At 73.5% G+C, this 20,748-nt stretch carries 18 protein-coding genes; 11 read left to right on the top strand and 7 right to left on the bottom strand.

Features of this window, described 5'->3' with window-relative positions; genetic code table 11:
• The first annotated feature begins 6 nt into the window (after positions 1 to 6).
• Together ACIGYR_RS29520 and ACIGYR_RS29525 are read left to right on the top strand one after the other, a co-directional pair.
• The gene (locus tag ACIGYR_RS29520) at positions 7 to 1,686 is read left to right on the top strand and encodes a DNA alkylation response protein (protein WP_399605118.1); all 1,680 of its coding nucleotides are present in this window, start codon (positions 7 to 9) and stop codon (positions 1,684 to 1,686) included.
• 145 nt (positions 1,687 to 1,831) lie between these two features.
• Positions 1,832 to 3,823: a HEAT repeat domain-containing protein gene (locus tag ACIGYR_RS29525; RefSeq protein WP_399605116.1), complete on the top strand. Its 1,992-nt coding sequence runs from the start codon at positions 1,832 to 1,834 to the stop codon at positions 3,821 to 3,823.
• A 26-nt stretch (positions 3,824 to 3,849) separates the two neighbouring features.
• On the opposite strand, the gene ACIGYR_RS29530 is transcribed toward ACIGYR_RS29525, so the two are convergent.
• On the bottom strand, positions 3,850 to 4,443 hold the full coding sequence (locus ACIGYR_RS29530) for a DUF3592 domain-containing protein (RefSeq protein ID WP_399605115.1): 594 nt from the start codon (positions 4,441 to 4,443) through the stop codon (positions 3,850 to 3,852).
• A gap of 273 nt (positions 4,444 to 4,716) precedes the next feature.
• Between ACIGYR_RS29530 and ACIGYR_RS29535 the strand changes: the two genes are divergently transcribed.
• The 4 genes from ACIGYR_RS29535 (at position 4,717) to ACIGYR_RS29550 (ending at position 8,662) form a co-directional block, all read left to right on the top strand.
• Positions 4,717 to 5,805: a WD40/YVTN/BNR-like repeat-containing protein gene (locus ACIGYR_RS29535; RefSeq protein WP_399605113.1), complete on the top strand. Its 1,089-nt coding sequence runs from the start codon at positions 4,717 to 4,719 to the stop codon at positions 5,803 to 5,805.
• A gap of 117 nt (positions 5,806 to 5,922) precedes the next feature.
• On the top strand, positions 5,923 to 6,600 hold the full coding sequence (locus ACIGYR_RS29540) for a uracil-DNA glycosylase (RefSeq protein ID WP_391843596.1): 678 nt from the start codon (positions 5,923 to 5,925) through the stop codon (positions 6,598 to 6,600).
• Positions 6,597 to 7,571: an N-acetylglucosamine kinase gene (locus tag ACIGYR_RS29545; RefSeq protein ID WP_399605111.1), complete on the top strand. Its 975-nt coding sequence runs from the start codon at positions 6,597 to 6,599 to the stop codon at positions 7,569 to 7,571. Before ACIGYR_RS29540 ends, ACIGYR_RS29545 begins: the two co-directional genes overlap by 4 nt.
• A gap of 164 nt (positions 7,572 to 7,735) precedes the next feature.
• On the top strand, positions 7,736 to 8,662 hold the full coding sequence (locus ACIGYR_RS29550; RefSeq protein ID WP_391843593.1) for a sirohydrochlorin chelatase: 927 nt from the start codon (positions 7,736 to 7,738) through the stop codon (positions 8,660 to 8,662).
• An 89-nt stretch (positions 8,663 to 8,751) separates the two neighbouring features.
• Here ACIGYR_RS29550 and ACIGYR_RS29555 read toward each other — a convergent pair whose 3' ends face one another.
• Together ACIGYR_RS29555 and ACIGYR_RS29560 are read right to left on the bottom strand one after the other, a co-directional pair.
• Complete coding sequence (locus ACIGYR_RS29555; RefSeq protein ID WP_399605109.1) at positions 8,752 to 9,789, bottom strand: lactonase family protein; 1,038 nt, start codon at positions 9,787 to 9,789, stop codon at positions 8,752 to 8,754.
• Positions 9,790 to 9,918: 129 nt separating this feature from the next.
• Positions 9,919 to 11,409, bottom strand: a complete 1,491-nt coding sequence (locus ACIGYR_RS29560) for an FUSC family protein (protein WP_399605107.1) — start codon at positions 11,407 to 11,409, stop codon at positions 9,919 to 9,921.
• A gap of 296 nt (positions 11,410 to 11,705) precedes the next feature.
• Between ACIGYR_RS29560 and ACIGYR_RS29565 the strand changes: the two genes are divergently transcribed.
• The 3 genes from ACIGYR_RS29565 to ACIGYR_RS29575 all read left to right on the top strand — a co-directional run bounded on the left by ACIGYR_RS29565 (position 11,706) and on the right by ACIGYR_RS29575 (position 14,632).
• Positions 11,706 to 12,182, top strand: a complete 477-nt coding sequence (locus tag ACIGYR_RS29565) for an Lrp/AsnC family transcriptional regulator (protein WP_391843588.1) — start codon at positions 11,706 to 11,708, stop codon at positions 12,180 to 12,182.
• A 20-nt stretch (positions 12,183 to 12,202) separates the two neighbouring features.
• Positions 12,203 to 12,892 carry an HAD family hydrolase gene (locus ACIGYR_RS29570; protein ID WP_399605105.1) on the top strand — a complete coding sequence of 230 codons (690 nt, stop codon included), beginning with the start codon at positions 12,203 to 12,205 and terminating at the stop codon, positions 12,890 to 12,892.
• Positions 12,893 to 13,132: 240 nt separating this feature from the next.
• Positions 13,133 to 14,632, top strand: a complete 1,500-nt coding sequence (locus tag ACIGYR_RS29575) for an MFS transporter (RefSeq protein ID WP_399605103.1) — start codon at positions 13,133 to 13,135, stop codon at positions 14,630 to 14,632.
• Between the two features lie 241 nt (positions 14,633 to 14,873).
• Here the strand turns inward: ACIGYR_RS29575 and ACIGYR_RS29580 are convergent, their stop codons facing one another.
• Positions 14,874 to 15,668: a LysR family substrate-binding domain-containing protein gene (locus ACIGYR_RS29580; protein WP_399605101.1), complete on the bottom strand. Its 795-nt coding sequence runs from the start codon at positions 15,666 to 15,668 to the stop codon at positions 14,874 to 14,876.
• An 82-nt stretch (positions 15,669 to 15,750) separates the two neighbouring features.
• On the opposite strand from ACIGYR_RS29580, the gene ACIGYR_RS29585 reads away from it, so the two are divergent.
• Positions 15,751 to 16,152 (top strand): DUF5997 family protein, encoded by a 402-nt coding sequence (locus ACIGYR_RS29585; protein ID WP_399605099.1) that lies wholly within the window; start codon positions 15,751 to 15,753, stop codon positions 16,150 to 16,152.
• Between the two features lie 212 nt (positions 16,153 to 16,364).
• On the opposite strand, the gene ACIGYR_RS29590 is transcribed toward ACIGYR_RS29585, so the two are convergent.
• Positions 16,365 to 16,787, bottom strand: a complete 423-nt coding sequence (locus ACIGYR_RS29590) for a secondary thiamine-phosphate synthase enzyme YjbQ (protein ID WP_399605097.1) — start codon at positions 16,785 to 16,787, stop codon at positions 16,365 to 16,367.
• Between the two features lie 130 nt (positions 16,788 to 16,917).
• Here ACIGYR_RS29590 and ACIGYR_RS29595 point away from each other — a divergent pair, with 130 nt between their 5' ends.
• Positions 16,918 to 17,994, top strand: coding sequence for an NAD(P)-binding domain-containing protein (locus ACIGYR_RS29595; RefSeq protein ID WP_399605096.1), 1,077 nt, complete (start codon positions 16,918 to 16,920; stop codon positions 17,992 to 17,994).
• Between the two features lie 12 nt (positions 17,995 to 18,006).
• Here the strand turns inward: ACIGYR_RS29595 and mltG are convergent, their stop codons facing one another.
• On the bottom strand, positions 18,007 to 18,900 hold the full coding sequence (gene mltG, locus ACIGYR_RS29600; protein ID WP_399605094.1) for an endolytic transglycosylase MltG: 894 nt from the start codon (positions 18,898 to 18,900) through the stop codon (positions 18,007 to 18,009).
• Positions 18,901 to 18,943: 43 nt separating this feature from the next.
• Positions 18,944 to 20,746 (bottom strand): ABC transporter ATP-binding protein, encoded by a 1,803-nt coding sequence (locus ACIGYR_RS29605; protein WP_399605092.1) that lies wholly within the window; start codon positions 20,744 to 20,746, stop codon positions 18,944 to 18,946.
• Between the last annotated feature and the right edge of the window lie 2 nt (positions 20,747 to 20,748).

The following is a 20,748-nucleotide window of genomic DNA, read 5'->3' on the forward strand; positions in this document are numbered from 1 at the left end:
GCTCGTATGGTCTCGATTCCCGCGCAGCCGCAGCTGCCCTCGCAGCCCCAGCAGCCGAATGCCACGCATGACGTCACCAACCAGGCCCCACCGCTCGCCCCGTACGACGCCTCCGACGACCCGGCCCTGCTGGAAGGGCTGCGCCGGGAGGGCGCCGGGTGGGCCGAGGACGATCTCCGGCGGCTGGGGGCGCGCGCCGGCAGCGCGGAGGCGCAGGAGTGGGGCGAGCAGGCGAACCGGCACGAGCCGGTGCTGCGCACCCACGACCGCTACGGCCACCGCGTCGACGAGGTGGACTTCCACCCCAGCTGGCACCATCTGATGCGGACGGCGGTCGCCGAGGGCCTGGCCGGGGCCCCGTGGGCCGACGACCGGCCGGGCGCGCACGTGGCCCGGACCGCGGGCGGTCTGGTGTGGGGGCACACGGAGGCGGGGCACGGCTGCCCGACGTCGATGACCTACGCGGCGGTGCCCGCCCTGCGCGCACAGCCGGATCTGGCCAAGGTCTACGAGCCGCTGCTCACCAGCCGGGAGTACGACCCCGTGCTGCGCGTTCCCACCGAGAAGCCCGGGCTGCTCGCCGGGATGGGCATGACCGAGAAGCAGGGCGGCTCCGACGTCCGGACGAACACCACCACGGCCACCCCCACCGGTGAGCCGGGCGTGTACACGCTGCGCGGGCACAAGTGGTTCACGTCGGCGCCGATGTGTGACGTCTTCCTGGTGCTCGCGCAGGCGCCCGGCGGGCTGTCGTGCTTCCTGGTGCCGCGGATCCTGCCGGACGGCACCCGAAACACCTTCCGCATCCAGCGGCTGAAGGACAAGCTGGGCAACCGCTCCAACGCCTCCTCTGAGCCGGAGTTCGACCGGACCGTGGCCTGGCTGGTGGGTCCGGAAGGGCGGGGCGTGAAGACCATCATCGAGATGGTCAACTGCACCCGGCTGGACTGCGTGATGTCCTCGGCGACCCTGATGCGCAAGACGCTGGCCGAGGCGGGACACCACACCCGGCACCGCAGCGCGTTCGGCGCCCGGCTGATCGACCAGCCGCTGATGCGCAACGTCCTGGCCGATCTCGCGCTGGAGTCGGAGGCGGCGACGACGCTCACGCTGCGACTGGCCGGCGCGGCGGACCGCGCGGTGCGCGGGGACGCCGGGGAGCGGGCCTTCCGGCGCATCGCCACCGCCGTCGGCAAGTACTGGGTCACCAAGCGGGGCCCGGTCTTCACCGCCGAGGCCCTGGAGTGCCTGGGCGGCAACGGGTACGTCGAGGACTCCGGCATGCCCCGGCACTACCGGGAGGCCCCGCTGCTGTCGATCTGGGAGGGGTCCGGCAACGTCAACGCGCTCGACGTGCTGCGCGCACTGGGCCGCGAACCGGACAGCGCCGAGGCCCTGTTCGCCGAACTCACCCTCGCGCGCGGGGCCGACGCCCGCCTCGACACGGCCGTCGCCGCACTCAAGGACCAATTGGCCGAAACCGATCAGGTGGGCGCCCGCCGGCTGGTCGAGCGGATGGCACTCGCCCTTCAGGCGTCCCTGCTCGTACGGCACGCTCCGCACGCGGTCGCGGACGCCTTCTGCGCCAGCAGGCTGGACGGCGACTGGGGCCACTCCTTCGGCACCCTGCCGGCCGGAACCGGCCTCGACGCCATCCTGGAGCGCGCCCTGCCCGGCCAGAACTGACCCCTCCACGCGTGCGCACGGGTGACCGCCTCCCCATGGCCGGTGACCGCCGACGGATCGCACACAGTCAGCACGCGGATTCGGACCGTTGTCAGTCCCGTGGTGCACACTCGCGATCAGGTGGCACTCGCCTGGGGAGGACAACGTGTCAACGGGGATCGACGAGGTCGACTGGGACGCGCTGCGGCACGCGTACGGCAGCGCGGAGGACGTGCCCGGATGGTTGCGGGCCCTGGCGTCCGCGGACACCGCCGAGCGGGCGACCGCGCTCGACGGGATGTACGGCGCGGTGCACCACGAGGGAAAGGTGTACGACTCCACGGTGGCCTGCGTTCCCTTCCTGTTCGCGCTGGCGGCCCGCGAGGAGGTGCCGGACCGGGCCTGCATCGTGGAACTGCTGGTCAGCATCGGCGGGGAGAGTGCCGAGGACGGGGAGCGGGACCGGCGGGCAAGGGCGGCGGTGCGCGCGGGCGCCGGGGCCTTCGCCGCGCTCGCCGGGGACCCGGACCCGGCCGTGCGCCGGGCGGCGGCCGGAGCCCTGGTCCGCTTCCTGGACGATCCCCCGCGAGTGCTGGAACTGCTGCGGCGGCGACTGCTCGCCGAGCGGGACGACTCCGTCCTGCCGGCCCTCACGGAGGCACTCGGCCTGTTCGCGCAGCGGTACCCCGCGCACGCCGACGGCGCGGTGGACCTCCTGGCCGAACAGAGCGCGCCGCCGTACGCGCCGGGGCAGCGGCTCGCGGCGCTCGGCCAGCTCGCGCTCCGCGCGCCCGAAAGACTCCCCGCCGACCTGGTGCCGGCGGCGGTGCACCTGCTGCGCCAGCGGTCGGCGCAGCGCCTCCCGGCCCGGGAGGCGTCCGGTACGGACACCCTGGTGCGCCGGATACGGCGGCTGCGCCCCTCCGACGAACAGGGCGCCGCGCTGCTGCGCACCCTGCACGGTGCGCTCGGTGACCGGGTGGGCGACCGGATCGCCCTGCTCAACGGTCAGTTGACCAGTCCGGACCCGGTGGACCGGTGCAACGCCGTATGGATGTCGGCGGGACTGTTCCGCGGCTGGCGCGGCGCGTACGACGGGCCCGTGCGGCTGCTCGGCGCCCAACTGAGCACGGACCAGGACCGGTTACGGGACGCGGCCGTCTCGGTCCTCGCGGAGCTGTACGCACTGGCCACGCCGGCCGCGGACGAGCTGCACGCGCTCGTGGTTGCCCGGCCCGACCTGTGGACACACCGCTGGGAGCGCTCCTCGCCCACGCTGGGCGGCCCGCTCAGGGCGCTGGCCAGGACCGGCGATCCCCGCGCGGTCCCGGCCCTGGCCCAGCTTCTGGCCGGCCCGGCGGCACCCGCCGGGCTGGGCTGCGAAGTCGTACACCTCGGCCGGGCCGCGGCTGCGCTGGCACCGGCGTTGCGCCACCGCCTCGGCCGGATCCCGCTCGCCTCCCCCACCGCCGCCCGGCTCGCCGCCCCTCTGTTGACCGCGATCAGGGCCGTCGGCGACCGGGAGGCCGTTCCCGAGCTGCTGCGGCTGCTCTCGGGCGCCCCCGACGACCTGGGCACGCGGGACGAGACCGTCGGCCAGGTGATCGAGACTCTGGCGGAGCTGGGCGCCGCCGCGCAGGCGGCACCGTTCCTGCGCCCGTTGCTCCGCACCCGCCACGCGGCCACCGCGGCGGGCGCGCTGTGGTCGGCGGACGGGGACGCCTGCGCCGTACTCCCCGTCCTGCGGCGCGAGTTGACGCGGGCCGAGGCGAGCCTGCGCCGCAGCGCCGCCCAGCAGCTCGGCAGGCTGGGCCCGGCCGCTCGCGGCGCGCTGCCCGAGCTGCGCCGTCTCGCCCGGTCGGGACCGGCCCGGGAGCGCGTACCGGCCGCGTGCGCGCTGTGGCGCATCACCGGGGATCCCGCCCTGGTCCGGTCCGTGTTCCGGGCCGCGTGGACGGCGGATCCGCGCACCCGTGTCCCGATAGCCCGCTGCCTGACCACGATGGGCCCGGCCGCGGCGCCGCTGCGCGACCTGATCGCCGAGGAACTGACCGCCCCGCGCCGCCACACGGCCCGTGAGGGCGCCTTCGGCAGCCGTGACATCCCCGACGACGAGGAACTGCTGCGGACGTGCCGGGAGATGCTGGCGGGGCGGTGAGCGGCGACGGACGCGTGGAGGCGGCTTCAGACCATGCGGCCCCACTGCGGGCCGAGGCGGGCCCACTCGGCGTCCCAGGCGTCCATGCGCCGGCGCTCCAGACGGCCTCGTACGGCCAGGCCGCCGACGAACGGCACGGCGGCGCAGCTCACTCCGACCAGGACGCCTATCAGGACGGCCCGGAAGGCGGCCTCGGAGGCGGTGGTGGGGCGGGACACGAGCCGCCCCCGCGGGTCGGTCCAGACGGTGACCGACGTGCCGGGCCTGCTGCCGGGCTCCACCCGGACCTGGCCGGTGTGGGCGGAGCCGTCGGCCGTCGTCCAGCGGACCCGGACCCGGACGCGTTCACCGGCGGAGGCATGACTGCTCTGCGCCGGGGACGATCCCGGGACCTGCGCGACGACACGGGCCACGGCGGGCCGCCGGTCGGCCCGCTCCCGGGCGAGTCCGTGCTCCACCGAACCGGTCGCCACGAGGCCCGCCAGCACGCCGGCCAGGACGGTCAGCAGACAGGCCCCGAGCACCACCCATGCCTCCACCACGTCGGCCCGGCGTTTGAGCGGGTTGCGCCGCCAGCGCCACAGCCACACCTTCGGACCACGGAACGCCTTCAAGGGCATCCTCCTCACGAGCGCACCGACCGGCCGGACCGCCCTCCCGTACGGGAGAGAACGCTCCGTTGCTCACGACGAGCCGTCATCCCGACGGTCGCACGAGACACCCCTTTCGCGCAGGCGCATGCCGGAACGGAACCGGGCGATCTCCGCCACAGGCCGGCGACACAGCCCATGACCTGCGCGGACACGTGATCCGCAGCACAGTGTCAGTGGTGGGGTGCAGACTGGCCGATATCTGACGACTACCTGGACAACGGTGTCCCGGAGGTGATCGGCATGGCCGAGGTACTGCTCGCTGTGGGCACCCGCAAGGGCCTGTTCATCGGGCGGCGGCGGGGCGGCGGCCCCTGGGAGTTCGACGAGAGTCCGTATTTCAACGCGCAGGCGGTCTACTCGGTCGCGATCGACACCCGGGGCGCCCGGCCCCGCTTGCTGGCGGCCGGCGACAGCGCGCACTGGGGCCCGTCGGTGTTCCACTCCGACGACCTGGGCCGCACCTGGACCGAACCGGCCCGGCCCGCCGTGAAGTTCCCGAAGGACACCGGCGCCTCCCTGGAGCGCGTCTGGCAGCTGCACCCGGCCATCGCCGAGCCCGACGTGGTGTACGCGGGCACGGAACCGGCCGCCCTGTACCGCTCGGTGGACCGCGGCGAGAGCTTCGAGCTGGTCCGGCCGCTGTGGGAGCACCCGACCCGCGCGCAGTGGGTGCCGGGCGGCGGCGGTGAGGGCCTGCACACGGTGCTCACCGACGCGCGCGATCCACGGGCCGTGACGGTGGCCGTCTCCACGGCGGGGGTGTTCCGCACGCGCGACGGCGGGGCGAGCTGGTCCCCGGCCAACTCCGGGGTCTCCGCGGTCTTCCTGCCGGATCCGTACCCGGAGTTCGGCCAGTGCGTGCACAAGGTCGCCCGGGACGCGGGCGACCCGGACCGGCTGTATCTGCAGAACCACTGGGGGGTGTACCGCAGCGACGACGCGGGCGGGCGGTGGACCGACATCGGCGCGGATCTGCCGACCACGTTCGGTTTCGCGGTGGCCGCGCATCCCCACCGGGGCGACACGGCGTACGTCTTCCCGATCAACGCCGACGCCGACCGCGTGCCCGCCGAGCACCGCTGCCGGGTCTTCCGCACCGAGGACGCGGGCGTGACCTGGGAGCCGCTGGCCAAGGGCCTGCCGGCGGAGGACCACTACGGCACGGTCCTGCGGGACGCCCTGTGCACGGACGACTGCGACCCCGCCGGGGTCTACTTCGGCAACCGCAACGGCGAGGTGTTCGCGTCGGCCGACGACGGCGACAGCTGGCAGTCGCTGGCCACGCACCTGCCGGACGTGCTGTGCGTGCGGGCGGCGGTGACCGGCTGACCGCGAGCACGGTCGAGGGCGGGACGGGCGGAGGGACGGAAGGCGGCGAGGCGGCTCCCGGTGGTGCTCCGGCCATCGGTTGATCGCCGGTGGGCGTACGGCAGTAGGGTGACGCCCGTGGCACCACGACCCTTGCATGAAATCGTCGAACCGGGCTGGGCGAAGGCCCTGGAGCCCGTCGCCGGACGGATCGCCGAGATGGGCGACTTCCTGCGCGCGGAGATCGCCGCGGGACGCACCTACCTGCCGGCCGGGCCGAACGTCCTGCGGGCCTTCCAGCAGCCCTTCGACGAGGTCCGGGTCCTGATCGTCGGTCAGGACCCGTATCCGACCCCGGGGCACGCGGTGGGCCTGTCGTTCTCCGTGGCACCGCAGGTGCGCCCGCTGCCGCCCAGCCTGATCAACATCTTCCGCGAGCTGAACAGCGACCTCGGGCTGCCCCAGCCGTCCACGGGGGACCTCACGCCGTGGACTCAGCAGGGCGTGCTGCTGCTCAACAGGGCGCTCACCACCGCTCCGCGCAGCCCGGCCGCGCATCGAGGCAAGGGCTGGGAGGAGGTCACCGAGCAGGCGATCCGAGCTCTCGCCGCGCGCGGCAAGCCGCTGGTGTCCATCCTGTGGGGCCGTGACGCCCGCAACCTCCGTCCGCTGCTGGGCAGGCTGCCGGCGGTGGAGTCCGCACATCCCTCACCCATGTCGGCCGACCGCGGCTTCTTCGGCTCGCGTCCCTTCAGCCGGGCCAACGACCTGCTGATGCAGCAGGGCGGACAGCCGGTGGACTGGCGTCTGCCATGACCGCTTCGGGGTATCTCGCCGTGGACTCCGGTGGTTCCGGCCTCCGGGTCGCCGTCGGCGTCCCGGGACGGGAGCCCTCGGCTCTGCGCGAGACCCGGGAACCGGTCCGCACGGGTGCGCGGGGCATCGACCCCGCCCATCTGATGGCACAACTCGTCCCCGTCGCCCGTGCCTTGACCGTCGCGGCAGGGCTGGACGGGCTGGGCACGGCCGTCGTCGGCGCCGCCGGGTTCGCCAGCCTGGGCGACGCCCTGCGCGCCGAACTGCCCGGCGCGCTCGCCCGGGAACTGGGCGTGCGCACCGTGGCGCTCGCCGCCGACGCCGTCACCGCGTACGTCGGCGCCCTCGGGCCGCGGCCGGGCGCCGTCCTCGCCGCGGGTACCGGGCTGATCGCGATCGGCACGGACCTGACGGGCTGGCGGCGGGCCGACGGCTGGGGGCATCTGCTGGGCGACTGCGGCAGCGGTGCCTGGATCGGGCGGGCCGGACTGGAGGCCGCGCTGCGCGCCCACGACGGCCGGGACGGCGGTTCCGCACCGCTGCTGGCCTGCGCCGAGGAGCAGTTCGGCCCGGTGCGTGGTCTGCCCGGCCGGCTCTACCCGCGAACCGACCGGGCAGCCCTCCTGGCCTCCTTCGCGCCCCGGGTGGCCGCCTGTGCCGCGAACGACCCGGTCGCCGCGGACATCCTGGGCGCGGCGGCCCGGGACATGGCCGGCTCCGCCGCGGCCGTGTGCCCGGCTGACGGTGCTCCGGAAGTGGCGCTCACCGGCGGCCTGTTCAAGATGGGTGATCCGCTCCTCGTGCCACTGCGTGAGGAACTGACGCGCAGGCTGCCGCACGCCCGGCAGGTGCCGGCGGAGGGGGATCCGCTGCACGGCTCGGTACGGATCGCGACGGATCTGGCGGCTGGGCTGCTCACCCTGCCGAGTGAACAGGCGTTGTTGTGCGTGAGTCACGCCCCGGGCGGCTGAGGGCACGACACCGACGGTTCCGTCCCGAGATCGGGCTATGCGTCCGGCATGTGCCCGAAACAGGCGTCATGCGTGCGTAACTCATCAGACAAAACCGGACGGATACCGCTCACCTGCACCCTCCCCGAACGGAGGAGCCCACGAAACCAGTAACATGCGGCGCCATGAGCTCCCCCACTGGACCCGTGTCCGGCCTGCCCGTACGAATGCCGCGACCCCGCCAGCCCGGACGACACCGCCGTCCGGAACCGCTGGTGGCTCCCGAGGGCGCGCCCGCGCTCGTCCTCGCGGTGCCCGGTGTGCCCAGCACCGCCACGCGCAGTCTCGCCGAGGAGGTCGTGAGCATCGCCCGCTCCGAGCTGCCCGGCCTGGACGCCAGGATCGGGTATCTGGACGGGGACGACTCCGAGTTCTCCACGCTCCGCTCCGTGCTGGCGCGCACCGCCGAGGAGCGCGCCGCCCGCTTCGAGCAGGCCGTCGCCGCCGGGGTCGAGGGCATCAAGGAGTCCGACGGCCCGGTCGCCGTCGTCGTCCCGCTGCTGGCCGGCCCGGACAGCGCGTTGCTGCGTCGGATCCGTCAGTCCGTGATGGACAGCCGGGTCGCCGCCGACCTGACCGACGTCCTGGGGCCGCACCCGCTCCTCGCCGAGGCGCTGCACGTGCGGCTGTCCGAGGCGGGCCTGGCCCGCGCCGACCGGGCCCGGCTGTTCACCGTGGCCACCGCCGCCGACGGCATCATCCTGGCCTCCGTGGGCGGGGAGGAGGCCGTGCAGGCGGCCGGGATCACCGGCATGCTGCTCGCCGCGCGCCTGGCCGTACCGGTGATGGCCGCGGCCCTGGACCAGGACGGTTCCATCTCCTCCGTGGCCGAGCAGCTGCGCTCCTCCGGCTCGCAGCAGCTGGCCCTGGCGCCGTACCTGATCGGCCCGGAGATCGACGCGGAGCTGCTGGCCGCCGCGGCCGAGGAGGCGGGCTGCGCCACGGCCGAGCCGCTCGGCGCGTACCCGGCGATCGGCAAGCTCGCGCTCGCCAAGTACACGACGGCGCTGGGCATCGCCCCGCAGCAGCCGCAGGGCGCACCGGTGCGCTGACGCGCTCGGTCACCGGCTTTCGGCAACCGGACGCCGCAGGGCCCGCCCCCGTCCCGGGGCGGGCCTTCGCCGTGTCGGGCCCGGCGCGCTCAGCCGAAGACGACGCAGGAGGCCGCGGTGACCCGCACGGAGCCGTCGTAGCGGGGGATGCCCGTCGCCTCGTCCAGAGCGAACCAGGTCACGTCGCCGGAGCGTTCGTTGGCCGCGTAGAGGAAGCCGCCGTGCTCGGCCAGCGCGCGGGGCCAGCGCCCGCCGCAGGGCACCGTCCCGATGAGCCGCAGCCCGTCCGGCACGACGGCGAGGACGGACAGGACGTCCTCGCCCCGGGTCGCGGTCCACACGAAGCGGCCGTCGGGCGAGACGACGATCCCCGAGGGGTAGGCGTCACCGGCCGGTGCGTCCCGCAGCACGGGAACCTCGGTCAGCGGCTTCAGCGAGCCGCCCGCGGCGTCCCAGCGGCACACCGTCACCGTGGGGGTCAGCTCGTTGATCACGTAGGCGTGCTCGCCGTCCGGGTGGAAGGCCAGGTGGCGGGGGCCGGAGCCCGGACGCAGGGCGAACTCGCGGTGCACGGCGGGGCTGCCGTCGGTGAGGGTGCACACCCGGACCGAGTCCGTCCCGAGATCGACGCTGACGGCCCACCGGCCGCTGGGGTCGGACTGTACCTGGTGGGCGTGCGGGCCGCGCTGGCGCCGGTCGTGCGGGCCGGAGCCGGTGTGCTGAAGCCGCCCGCAGGCCGCGCCGGTGAGCGTGCCGTCCGGGCGCAGGGGTACGGCGGTGACGCTGCCGCAGCCGTAGTTGGCGGTCAGCACATGCCCGGCGTACACACCGAGATGGGTGGGACCGCTGCCGCCGACGGGCACCGGCGGGCCGGCGGGTTCCGGCCGGTCACCGCTGACACGGTAGGCGGCGACGGCTCCCTCGGCCGTCTCGCTGACCGCGTAGAGCATCTGCCCGTCCGGCGAGAGGGCCAGGTAGGAGGGGTCTGGGATGTCCTTGGCGGCGTCCACGAGGGTGAGCGCCCCGGTGTCCGGCGCGACCTCGGCGGTCACCAGTCCGGGGCCGCCCGCCGCCGTGAACGATCCGATGAACGCCCGGCGTCTGCCCGCCCTGCCGTGCTGCGCCACCGCTGTCCCCTCTCGGTCGAGCCAGTCGAGCCAGTCCGGGGCTGACGGTAGCAGTCGATCAGCCGCGGTCTAGACCAAGAGGGTGACGGCGGGGCGGGTCTCGTGGAGCGTCCGCGGGTCGGGGGTCGCTCAGGCCCCGACGAGGCGCGAGTCGGACGGCGTGCGCAGGTGCTCCGCGAGGTCGGCGAGAGCGCGTTCCAGGCCGTGCAGATGGGCCAGGGCGGGTTCGGCGGGCGCTTCGGCGAGGCTGTGGACGGGTTCGGCGCGGCCTGCGGTGAGGGCCTCCACGGCGGTCTCCACACGCCAGCAGGCGGCGGCGAGCCGGGCGTCGTGGGAGGCTTCCGGGTCGGCGGCGACCACGACCAGACCGCGGATCTCGCGGGCACAGTCGTCGAGGAGCGCCAGCACCCGGCGGGCCCGCGCCTTGCGCGCCGGGATGGGGTTGAGCGGGTGCACCAGCGGGGCCACCGACAGCCGTACCCGGCCGAGCAGCTGCTCGAGTTCGGCGACGCGGGGCGTGGGGTCGGCCGTGGCGGAGCCGGCGAGGCGGGCGGCGGCCTCGGCGGTGCAGGCGTGCACGCAGCGCAGGGCCCGCTGGATCCAGGCGTCGGTGGTGGCGTGCGTGGTGACCGGCAGCACGAGCGCGACGGCGAGCGCGGCGCCGAGCGCGCCGACACCGGTCTCGGCGAGGCGCAGCGCGAGCAGTCCGGGGCTGAGGACGCCGAGGAGGCCGTAGAGGGACTCGGCGAGCACGGTCACCCAGAGCATCATCCAGGTGTAGGAGACGGCGGCCGTGTAGAAGATGCCGAAGACGGCGACCGTCGCGAGGACGGCCGTGGGGACGGGGGCGCCGTCCACGGGTACGGCGACGAGGAAGCCCAGGCCGATGCCGATCACCGTGCCGAGGACCCGGCGGAAGCCGCGCACCAGCGTCTCGCCACGCGAGGCGGTGTTGACGAAGATCCACCAGGTGGCGCCGACGGCCCAGTACCAGCGCTGTCCCGACACCAGCTGGCCCACGACGAGCGCGAACCCGGCGCCGGCGGTCGCCTGGACGGCCTGCCGTGTGGTCACCCGGGCCAGCCCGGTCCCGGCAGGCGGGGCGGGGACGGCGGCCGGGGGCAGCCGGCGTTCGTAGCACCACATGCCGAACCGCACGAGGGCCGCGGTGAGCACGGACAGCAGGACGGCGGCGTACAGCTCGGGCAGCCGGTCGGGGGTGGCGTGCAGGAACTGGGCCACGAAGAAGGTCATGAAGGCGAACACGCCGAGGCTGTGCCCGCGCGGGCCCCACCGGCGGGCGTAGACGCCGGCGCCGACGACGGCCAGGAAGGCGAGGTCGCGGGCGACGGGGAGGTCGTGCAGTTCGGCCGCGACGGCGAGTACCGGTACGCCCACGGCGGGCAGCAGGGCGGTGGTGACCGCCTGGCCGCGCACGGTCGGATCGGTGACGGTGAACAGGGCGAGCAACGCGGCGAGGCCGCCGGTGACCGCACCGGCGAGGGAGTGTCCGGCCAGTGCGCAGACCCCGACCGCCAGTCCGATGCCGAGGACGGCCCGCGCGGCGAAGCGCAACCGCGCCCGGCCCGGGTCCGGAGCCACGAACACCCTCTTCAGCACTGCTGTCCTCCCCTGGGGAACACCGGCACGGAGCCTGTTGGACACCGGCACGGAGCCTGTTGAACACCGGCACGGAGCCTGTTGAACACCTGCACAGAAAAGGCGCCGCGGGATCCGCAGCGCCATCGATGCGTCCATGAGACCATCACGGCGGTCACTGGCTCAAGTGACCCCGGATTCACTGGGCCATTGGCCGAGCAGTAGCCCACCACGGCGGACCAGGGGAATACCATCGGCCCAGGTCGGACGGCACACGCGGCGGCGGGCTGCCTGAGCCATTGGTACAGTCGGGCATCATGGCCGTGGACGAACTCGACACCCGGATCCTGCGGCTGCTCCTGGAGCAGCCGCGCACCAGCGTGCGCGAGTACGCCCGCATCCTCGGCGTGGCCCGCGGCACGCTCCAGGCGCGGCTGGACCGGATGGAGCGGGACGGCGTGATCACCGGCACGGGCCCCTCCCTCTCCCCCGCGGCCCTGGAACACCCGGTCCTGGCGTTCGTGCACATCGAGGTCACCCAGGGCCATCTGGACGACGTGGGGGACGCGCTGGCCGCCGTACCGGAGATCGTGGAGGCGTTCTCGATCACCGGTGGCGGGGATCTGCTCGCCCGGGTGGTGGGCCGGGACAACGCCCATCTCGAGGACGTGATCCAGAAGCTGATCAGCCTCCCGGGCGTGGTGCGCACCCGCACCGAGGTGGCGCTGCGCGAGCGCGTCCCGTACCGGCTGCTGCCCCTGGTGGAGTCGGTCGGACGGGCGACCCGCGTCTGACACTCGGCATCCTGGACGCCATGAGCGATCTTGGCACCCTCTCGGTCATCTTCGATCTCGACGGAACGCTGGTGGACAGCGAGCCGAACTACTACGAGGCGAGCCGGCAGACCCTGGCCGAGCACGGCGTCCCCGGCTTCACCTGGGCGGACCAGGAGAGCTACGTCGGTGTCAGCACCCGGGAGACGGTGACCATCTGGCGGCAACGCTACGGTCTGCGCACCTCGGTGGCCGAGCTGCTGGCCGCGATGGACCGCCGCTACCTGGAGCTGGCCCGCACCCGCACCCGCGCGTACCCGGAGATGCGCAAGTTCGTGGAACTGCTGGCCGCCGAGAACGTGCCGATGGCGGTGGCCTCGGGCTCCTCCCCGATGGCCATCGAGGCGATCCTGGCGGGCACCGGCCTGGCCGCCTTCCTGCGCACGGTGGTCTCGTCCGAGGAGGTGCCCCTCGGCAAGCCCGCGCCGGACGTGTTCCTGGAGGCGGCCCGCCGGCTCGGCAGGGCCCCGGCCGACTGCGTGGTGCTGGAGGACGCCGCCCCCGGCGCCGCCGCGGCCCACGCGGCCGGGATGCGCTGCATTGCGATCCCGTACGTCCCCGCCCAGGCCGACGCCCCCGAGTTCGCCACCGCGTCCCTGCTGCTGCGGGGCGGCCAGCAGGAGTTCACCGCACAGTCGGCGTACGCCTGGCTGCGGGACGCGGCCCGCTGAACAACGCCGTCACCCGGCCCCGCCCATCCCGTCCGCCCGGACAGCGGCGTGCGGGACGTCCCGCGGTTCGCGACGACCGCTCAGGCCCCGGTCGATCGCGGCTCCACGCGTCCGGCCGATCGCGGCTCCACGCGTCCGGCCGAGTTGCTTCACGCGTCCGGCCGATCGCTTGCTCCACGGGCCGGGGTGACGCACGGTGCTCCGGGTGCGCAACGGGCGACGACTGCATAGCGTGACCCCATGAGCACAGAACAGACCCGGCCCGTCCCCGACGAGCGGCGGTGGAAGGCGCTCGGAGTCTGTCTGGCAGCGGGCTTCATCTCGCTCCTCGACACCTCGATCGTGAACGTGGCGCTGCCCTCGCTGGAGCGGGGGCTCGGGGCCTCCGAGGCGGTCCAGTCATGGGTGGTCTCCGGGTACGCCCTCACCTTCGGGCTCGCGCTGGTACCGGCCGGCCGGCTGGGCGACATGCGGGGCCGGCGCCAGGCGTTCCTGATCGGGCTCGCCCTGTTCACGGTGGCCTCGTTGGCCTGCGGGCTCGCGGCCAGCCCCACCTGGCTGGTGGTCTTCCGGCTGATCCAGGGCACGGCGGCGGGCATGGTCGCGCCGCAGACCTCGGGGCTGATCCAGCAGATGTTCCATGGTTCCGAACGGGCCAAGGCCTTCGGTGTGCTCGGCACGGTCATCGGGGTGTCGACGGCGGCGGGCCCCCTGGTGGGCGGCCTGCTGATCGATGCCGTCGGCACCGACGACGGCTGGCGCTGGGTGTTCTTCGTCAATCTGCCGATCGGACTGGCCGCCTTCGTCGTGGGGCTCCGGCTGCTGCCCCGCCTGCCGGCGCCGGGGAAGCATGAGGAGTTCGACCTGTTCGGGGTGCTGCTCCTCGGCTCGGGCGTGCTCGCGCTCATGCTGCCCCTGGTGCAGGAACAGCAGTGGACCGGGCGGGAGAAGTGGGCGCTGATTCCGGTGGCCATGGTGCTGCTGGGCGCGTTCTGGGTGTGGGAGAAACGGCAGGGTGCGCTCGGACGTGCTCCGCTGGTGGACCTGGCACTGTTCTCGCTGCGCTCGTTCACACTCGGTGCTCTGATCAGCCTCGCCTACTTCGCGGGCTTCACCACCGTCTTCTTCCTGTACGCCCTGTACCTGCAGAACGGTGTGGGGTACAGCGCGCTGGCATCGGGGCTGACGGTCCTGCCCTTCGCGGCGGCCTCCGCGATCGGGGCCGCCGTCGGAGGCCGACTGGTGGTGCGTTTCGGCCGCCAGCTCGTCGTCATCGGGCTGGGCGGTGTGGCACTGGGGTTGCTCGGCGTCGTCGCGGCGGTGGAACTGGTACCGGGGCCGAACCTGGGCTGGGCGTCGGCGCTGCCGCTGCTCGTCGGAGGCATCGGGTCCGGCATGACGGTCTCCCCGAACACCACCCTCACCCTCACCCGGGTCCCCGTGAACCGTGCGGGCGCGGCCGGGGGTGTCCTCCAGACGGGCCAGCGCGTCGGCTCGGCGGCCGGGATCGCGGTGGTGGGCTCGGTGTACTTCGCTCACCTGGCCAACCACGGCCGCCCCGAAACGGCGATGCAGCTCGGGCTGCTGTCCGCCGTGGGGATCATCCTGGTCGCGCTGGTGCTGGCGGTCGCCGACATGCGGGAGCGCCAGGTGCGTCCCGAGCTGGAGAAGGCCGGGGAGAGGGCCGGGCGGGGCTGGGAAGAGGACGGCGTCGAGGAGGGCGTGCGCCCCGGCTCATGAGAGGCCGCCGGCGCGAGCCCTGGCCATCCCGACCTGCGCCGCCGCGGGCGCGGGCCCTGGCCATCAGGACGCTGCGCCTCGCCTCACGACCGCCTCGCCCACGACCTGCGCCTCGCCTCACGACCGCCTCGCCCACGACCTGCGCCTCGCCTCACGATCCGCCCCCGGTCTCACAACCTGGGCCTCGCGACCTGGCCCTCGCCCCGCGACCTGGCCCTCGCCTCGCGACCAGGCCCCCGCCTCACGACCTGCGGCGCGGCTTCCCCCGCTTGGCCGGCTTGCCGCCGCCGGTGCGGGCGCGGGCCGTGCGGCCCGCCGGCTTCGCGGACGGCGTCGCCGATGACCTGGCCTGCGGCTTCCCTGTCGGCGTCTGCCGGGTGCCGCCCCCGTCGGAGCGCTTGCCCTTGTCGTCGGCCTTCGCCGCCGAACGGCCCCGGGTGCTGTTGACGGTGCGTCCACGGACGATACCGATGAAGTCCTCCACCAGATCGGTGGTGACGTCCTCCGGCCAGGACAGGGCGACGCTCGACTGCGGTGCGTCGACCACCGGCCGGTAGGTGAGATCCCGGCGGTGGTACAGGCGGGCCAGCGACTGCGGTACGACCAGCAGGCCGACGTTCGCCGCCACCAGGTCGATGGCGTCCGGCGTGGTCGCGGGGCGCTCGAAGGCCGGTTCACCGGGCGGGGCGTCCCAGTCGAAGACGTCGTCCAGGGGGTGGAAGAGCACCTCGTCGGCGAGGTCGGCCAGGGTGACCTCGTCCGCTGCCGTGATCAGGTGGTCCTTGGGGACCACGACCACCGTGGTCTCGGTGTACAGCGGGATCGCGCTGAAGAACGTACGGTCGACCGGCAGCCGGACGAAACCCGCGTCGGCCTCCCCCGCGCGCAGCATCTCGGGCACCTCGGCGGCCGGGACCTGGACGAGGGTGAGCGGGGTGTCGGGCACACGCTCGTTCCAGATCTTCGCCCACTTGGCGGGGGTCACTCCGGGAACGTACGCGAGCCGGAACGACGGTGATTCCTCCGAGCCTGTCACCAGGCCAGATTACCGGCAGCCGGCAGGCCGCCCGCACCGGTCGTGGTCGGCGCCCCCGCACTCGGCCGATACCCTTGACCTCATGAAGTCGCAGCAGAGCACCCAGACGATGAAGCCCGCGACCGCGGCGAAGAAGCTGGGTGTGTACCTCCCCGCCACCCCCGCCTCGTTCCAGGAGGGTGTGGTTTCGCGCGCCGAGCTCGACGAGCTGCAGGCCAACCCGCCGGAGTGGCTGCGCCAGCTGCGGGACAACGGTCCCCACCCGCGCCCGGTGGTCGCCGCCAAGCTGGGCGTGTCCATCGCGGGTCTCGCGCGGGGCGGCGTCACCGAGCCGCTGACGACCGAGCAGATCGAGGCGCTCAAGCAGGAGCGGCCCGAGTGGCTGGAGAAGGAGCGCGCCACCCAGGCCGAGGTCCGCAAGGAGGCCGCGCGGCTGAAGAACCTGAAGAAGGAGAAGGAGCAGGGCGGCACCGAGCGCGGCTGACCCTTCCGCCTGTCCTGAACGCCGCTGGTCCCGGGCACCGCTGGTCCTGATCGCCGCTGGTCCCGGACTTCGCTTGTCCGGGAGTCCGCCCGCTCCGACGTCCGCCCGTTCCAGACTTCGCCCGTTCCAGACTTCGCGCGTTCCGGAGTCCGCCTGTTTGCGGCTCCGCGCCCGTCCCCGAACTCCCCCCGGGCGCACTCGGCCGGGGAGGCTCAGCCCAGGAAGCTCAGCCGTACCCGGCGGTCGGGGTTGTCCTTGTTGGTGTCCACCAGACACACCGACTGCCAGGTGCCGAGTTCCAGGCGTCCGCCGATCACCGGGAGCGTCGCGTGCGGCGGGACGATGGCGGGCAGGACGTGGTCGCGGCCGTGACCGGGACTGCCGTGCCGGTGCTGCCAGCGATCGTCGGCGGGGAGCAGCGTGTGCAGGGCCGCGAGGAGGTCGTCGTCGCTGCCGGAGCCCGTCTCGATGACCGCGACCCCGGCGGTGGCGTGCGGGACGAAGATGTTGAGGAGCCCGTCTCGGCCGGCCGCCGCCTCCCGCAGGAACTCCTCGCAGTCGGCGGTCAGGTCGACGACACGCTCCCGGGAACCGGTGGAGACGTGCAGCATGCGTGTGGTGAAGGCATCGGACATGCCCCCATCCTGACCCATACGCCGGTTCTCACACTCGGCGACGCCCACGAGTGCCGGAGACTGCGCCACCCCGGTGGACGGGTGCCGGCCACCGGGGAAGATCCGCACGCCGCGCCATGTTGGGAGAGGCGTGAACGGAGCACGCGAGGTCGAGGTCGTCGTCATCGGCGCGGGTCAGGCCGGTCTGGCCGCCGCGTATCACCTGCGGCGGACCGGTTTCGAGCCGGACCGCGACTTCGTGGTCCTCGACCACTCCCCCGGGCCGGGTGGTGCCTGGCAGTTCCGCTGGCCTTCCCTGACGTTCGGCAAGGTGCACGGGATGCACGCGCTGCCCGGCATGGAGTTGACCGACGCCGATCCGGCACGTCCGTCGGCCGAGGTCGTCCGCGAGTACTTCGACCGGTACGAGCGCACCTTCGGCCTGCGGGTACGGCGGCCCGTGGACGTGCGCGCGGTGCGCGAGGGCGTCGGCGGGCGGCTGCTCGTGGAGACGTCGGACGGTGACTGGTCGACGCGGGCGCTGATCAACGCGACCGGCACCTGGGACCGGCCGTTCTGGCCCCGCTATCCGGGCCAGGAGACCTTCCGGGGGCGGCAGTTGCACACCGCGCGGTACGCCGGTCCCGAGGAGTTCGCAGGGCAGCGGGTCGTCGTCGTGGGCGGTGGCGCCTCGGGCACCCAGCATCTGCTGGAGCTCGCTCCGTACGCCGCCGCGACCACCTGGGTCACCCGGCGGCCCCCGGTCTACCGCGAGGGGCCGTTCGATCAGGAGGCGGGCCGCGCGGCCGTCGCGCTGGTGGACGAGCGGGTGCGTCAGGGGCTGCCGCCACGCAGCGTGGTCTCGGTCACCGGCCTGCCCCTGAACGACGCCGTCCGCCAGGGCCTCGCGGACGGGGTGTTGGAGCGGCACCCGATGTTCGACCGGATCACCCCGGACGGCGTGCGGTGGCGGGACGGCCGGGAGGTGGCCGCCGACGTGATCCTGTGGGCGACCGGTTTCCGCGCCGCGCTCGATCATCTCGCTCCGTTGCGGCTGCGGGAGCCGGGCGGCGGCATCCGGGTGGAGGGCACCCGCGCGGTCGTCGATCCGCGGGTCCACCTCGTCGGCTACGGCCCCTCGGCCAGCACCATCGGGGCCAACCGGGCCGGGCGCGCGGCCGTACGGGACATCGGGCGACTGCTGGCCCAGGAGCCGGTCGCCGCGTGACATCCCAGGGGCTCAACTGCCCGCGGCCCCCGGGAAGGCGGGGGTTCCTGGCGGGCCGCTGCTCGAGGGCTGCGTCGCCGCGCTCTGGTGAACGGCGTTGAACTCGGCCACGTTCCGCAGGTGCTCTTCGTAGTCCGCGGTGAAGCGTGTGTCCCCGGGCCGCACCGTGACGAAGTACAGCCAGTCGCCCGGCGTCGGGTTCAGGGCGGCACGCATCGCGTCCTCGCCGGGGTTGTCGATCGGTGTCGGCGGCAGGCCCGTGCGCTGGTAGGAGTTGTACGGGCTCGCGATCTGTGTGTCGTCCTGACTGGTGCGCAGGGTGTTGCGGTTCAGCGCGTAGTTGATGGTCGAGTCCATCTGCAGCGGCATCCCACGCTCCAGCCGGTTGAGGACGACCCGGGCGACCTTGCCCATGTCCACCTTCGTGTCGGCCTCCGCCTGGACGATGCTGGCGATGGTGACCGTCTGGTAGACGTTCATCGCATTGCGCTGTGCCCCGGCGGCCACCGGAGCGCTGTTGTGCTTCTGGCTTGCGGTGTCGACCATGGTCCGCAGCAGTGACTCGGGAGTCGCGCCCTCCCGGACCGGATACGTGGCCGGGAAGAGGTAGCCCTCCGGGTTGCCCCCGGCCTGGCTCGGCAGTCGCAGGGCGGCCTTGTCGAGGGACTTGCGGGTGCTGCCCGGGGGCAGCTTGAGGGCCTTGTCGATCGCGTCGTACACCTGGCTCGCGCGCCAGCCCTCCGGGATGACCAGCGCGGCGGGCTTCGCCTGTTCGTGGTCGACCGCAAGCGTCAGCAGCGGCACCGCCACGGCCGTGCCGGCCACGACGGCGCCGGCCAAGACGACGGCGAGCCTGCCCCGGCGTGTCAGTCGGATTTTGCTCCGTGACGGAGTGTTCGTCTGCATGCGGGCACGGTAATACGCGTACCGTCACAAACCCGGCATATGTTCAGTTTGTCGGTTGCAGTTGCGCGTCCCGGCGCACCAGGGCCGCGTACCGGCCGTCCCGCTCCAGGAGTTCGTCGTGCGTACCGCGCTCGGCCACACGTCCGGAGTCCAGCACCACGATCTGGTCGGCGCCGCGGATCGTGGACAGCCGGTGGGCGATGGTGATCGTCGTGCGGTCGGCCGACAGTGCGTCGATGGCCTCCTGGACGGCGGCTTCCGTGCGGGTGTCGAGCGCGCTGGTCGCTTCGTCGAGGATGAGGACAGGCGGGTCGCGCAGGATCGTGCGGGCTATCGCCAGGCGCTGTTTCTCGCCGCCGGAGAAGCGGTGGCCGCGTTCGCCGACGACCGTGTCGTAGCCGTCGGGCAGCGCGGCTATGTGGTCGTGGATCTGTGCCGCCTCGGCCGCCGCGCACAGTTCCTCGTCGGTGGCGTCCGGTTTGGCGAAACGCAGGTTGTCGGCGACCGAGGCGTGGAAGAGGTACGTCTCCTGCGAGACGACGCCGACCGCGCGGGCGAGGGTGTCGAAGTCGAGGTCACGGACGTCCACCCCGTCCAGAGTGACGCGGCCGCCGGTGACGTCGTACAGGCGGGGCACCAGATAGCCGAACGTGGACTTGCCGGCGCCGGTCGGGCCGACGACGGCGAGGCTGCCACCGGCCGGCACGGCGACGTCGACGCCGTCGAGGATCGGGCCGCCCTTGTCGTCGTACCGGAACTCGACGTCCTCGAAGCGGACTTCGCCCTTGACCTGGTCGAGACGGACCGGCTGCTCGCGCTCGGTGATGTCGACCGGCAGGTCCAGGTACTCGAAGATGCGCTGGAAGAGCGCCAGTGAGGTCTGGATCTGGACGCCGGTCGCGAGCAGGCTCACGGCCGGGCGGAACAGGCCCTGCTGGAGCGAGACGAAGGCGACGATCGTGCCGAGGGAGACCTCGGGGCCGCCCAACCGGAGGGCGAGACCCGCGGTCCAGTAGATGACGGCGGGCATCGCGGCCATGACGATCGTGATCACGGCCATACGCCAGCGCCCGGCCATGTTCGACCGGACTTCGAGGTCGACCAGGCGTTCGGACTCCGCGGCGAAGGACGCGGTCAGCGAGTCGGAGCGGCCCATGGTGCGGCCGAGCAGGATGCCGCTGACCGACAGCGACTCGGTGACCGTGGCCGCCATCGCGGCCATCTGTTTCTGCCGCTGGGTGGTGATCTTCTTGCGTTCGTTGCCGACGCGGCGGCTGATCCATACGAACACCGGCAGCAGGAGCAGCGAGACGACCGTCAGCCGCCAGTCCAGGGCGACCATCGCGATGATCGTCGCGATCACGCTGGTGGCGTTGGAGACCAGGGAGGTGGCGGTGGAGGTGACGGTGGCCTGCATGCCGCCGATGTCGTTGGCGATGCGGGACTGCACCTCACCGGTGCGGGTGCGGGTGAAGAAGGCGAGCGACATGCGCTGGAGGCGGCCGTAGACCGCGGTGCGCAGGTCGTGCATGACCCGCTGGCCGACGGTGGTCGAGATCAGCGCCTGGAGGACACCGAAGACGCCGGCCAGGACGGCGCTGAGGATCATGCCGAGGGCGAGCAGACTCAGCAGACCGGTGCGGCCCTCGGGGATCGCGACGTCGAGCGTCTCCCTCAGCAGGAACGGTGTGGCCACCGAGACGAGCGACGAGGCGCCGACGAGGAGGCCGACGACGGCGAGCCGCCCGCGGTAGGGACGGAACAGCCGCAGGATGCGGCGCACCTGCCGGGGCTGTTCGCCGGCGTCGGCAGGTGGTGTCCAGGAGGATTCACGGTCGGGATGCATGG

This window comes from Streptomyces sp. NPDC053076, from assembly GCF_044546845.1.
Lineage (GTDB): Bacteria > Actinomycetota > Actinomycetes > Streptomycetales > Streptomycetaceae > Streptomyces.

Excerpts from the sequence above, each read along its gene's own strand:
- ACIGYR_RS29520 (WP_399605118.1), top strand. The coding sequence starts at position 7 with ATGGTCTCGATTCCCGCGCAGCCGCAGCTGCCCTCGCAGCCCCAGCAG.
- ACIGYR_RS29530 (WP_399605115.1), bottom strand. The coding sequence starts at position 4,443 with ATGCCCTTGAAGGCGTTCCGTGGTCCGAAGGTGTGGCTGTGGCGCTGG.
- ACIGYR_RS29535 (WP_399605113.1), top strand. The coding sequence starts at position 4,717 with ATGGCCGAGGTACTGCTCGCTGTGGGCACCCGCAAGGGCCTGTTCATC.
- ACIGYR_RS29545 (WP_399605111.1), top strand. The coding sequence starts at position 6,597 with ATGACCGCTTCGGGGTATCTCGCCGTGGACTCCGGTGGTTCCGGCCTC.
- ACIGYR_RS29550 (WP_391843593.1), top strand. The coding sequence starts at position 7,736 with ATGAGCTCCCCCACTGGACCCGTGTCCGGCCTGCCCGTACGAATGCCG.
- ACIGYR_RS29565 (WP_391843588.1), top strand. The coding sequence starts at position 11,706 with ATGGCCGTGGACGAACTCGACACCCGGATCCTGCGGCTGCTCCTGGAG.
- ACIGYR_RS29570 (WP_399605105.1), top strand. The coding sequence starts at position 12,203 with ATGAGCGATCTTGGCACCCTCTCGGTCATCTTCGATCTCGACGGAACG.
- ACIGYR_RS29575 (WP_399605103.1), top strand. The coding sequence starts at position 13,133 with ATGAGCACAGAACAGACCCGGCCCGTCCCCGACGAGCGGCGGTGGAAG.
- ACIGYR_RS29585 (WP_399605099.1), top strand. The coding sequence starts at position 15,751 with ATGAAGTCGCAGCAGAGCACCCAGACGATGAAGCCCGCGACCGCGGCG.
- ACIGYR_RS29590 (WP_399605097.1), bottom strand. The coding sequence starts at position 16,787 with ATGTCCGATGCCTTCACCACACGCATGCTGCACGTCTCCACCGGTTCC.
- mltG (WP_399605094.1), bottom strand. The coding sequence starts at position 18,900 with ATGCAGACGAACACTCCGTCACGGAGCAAAATCCGACTGACACGCCGG.
- ACIGYR_RS29605 (WP_399605092.1), bottom strand. The coding sequence starts at position 20,746 with ATGCATCCCGACCGTGAATCCTCCTGGACACCACCTGCCGACGCCGGC.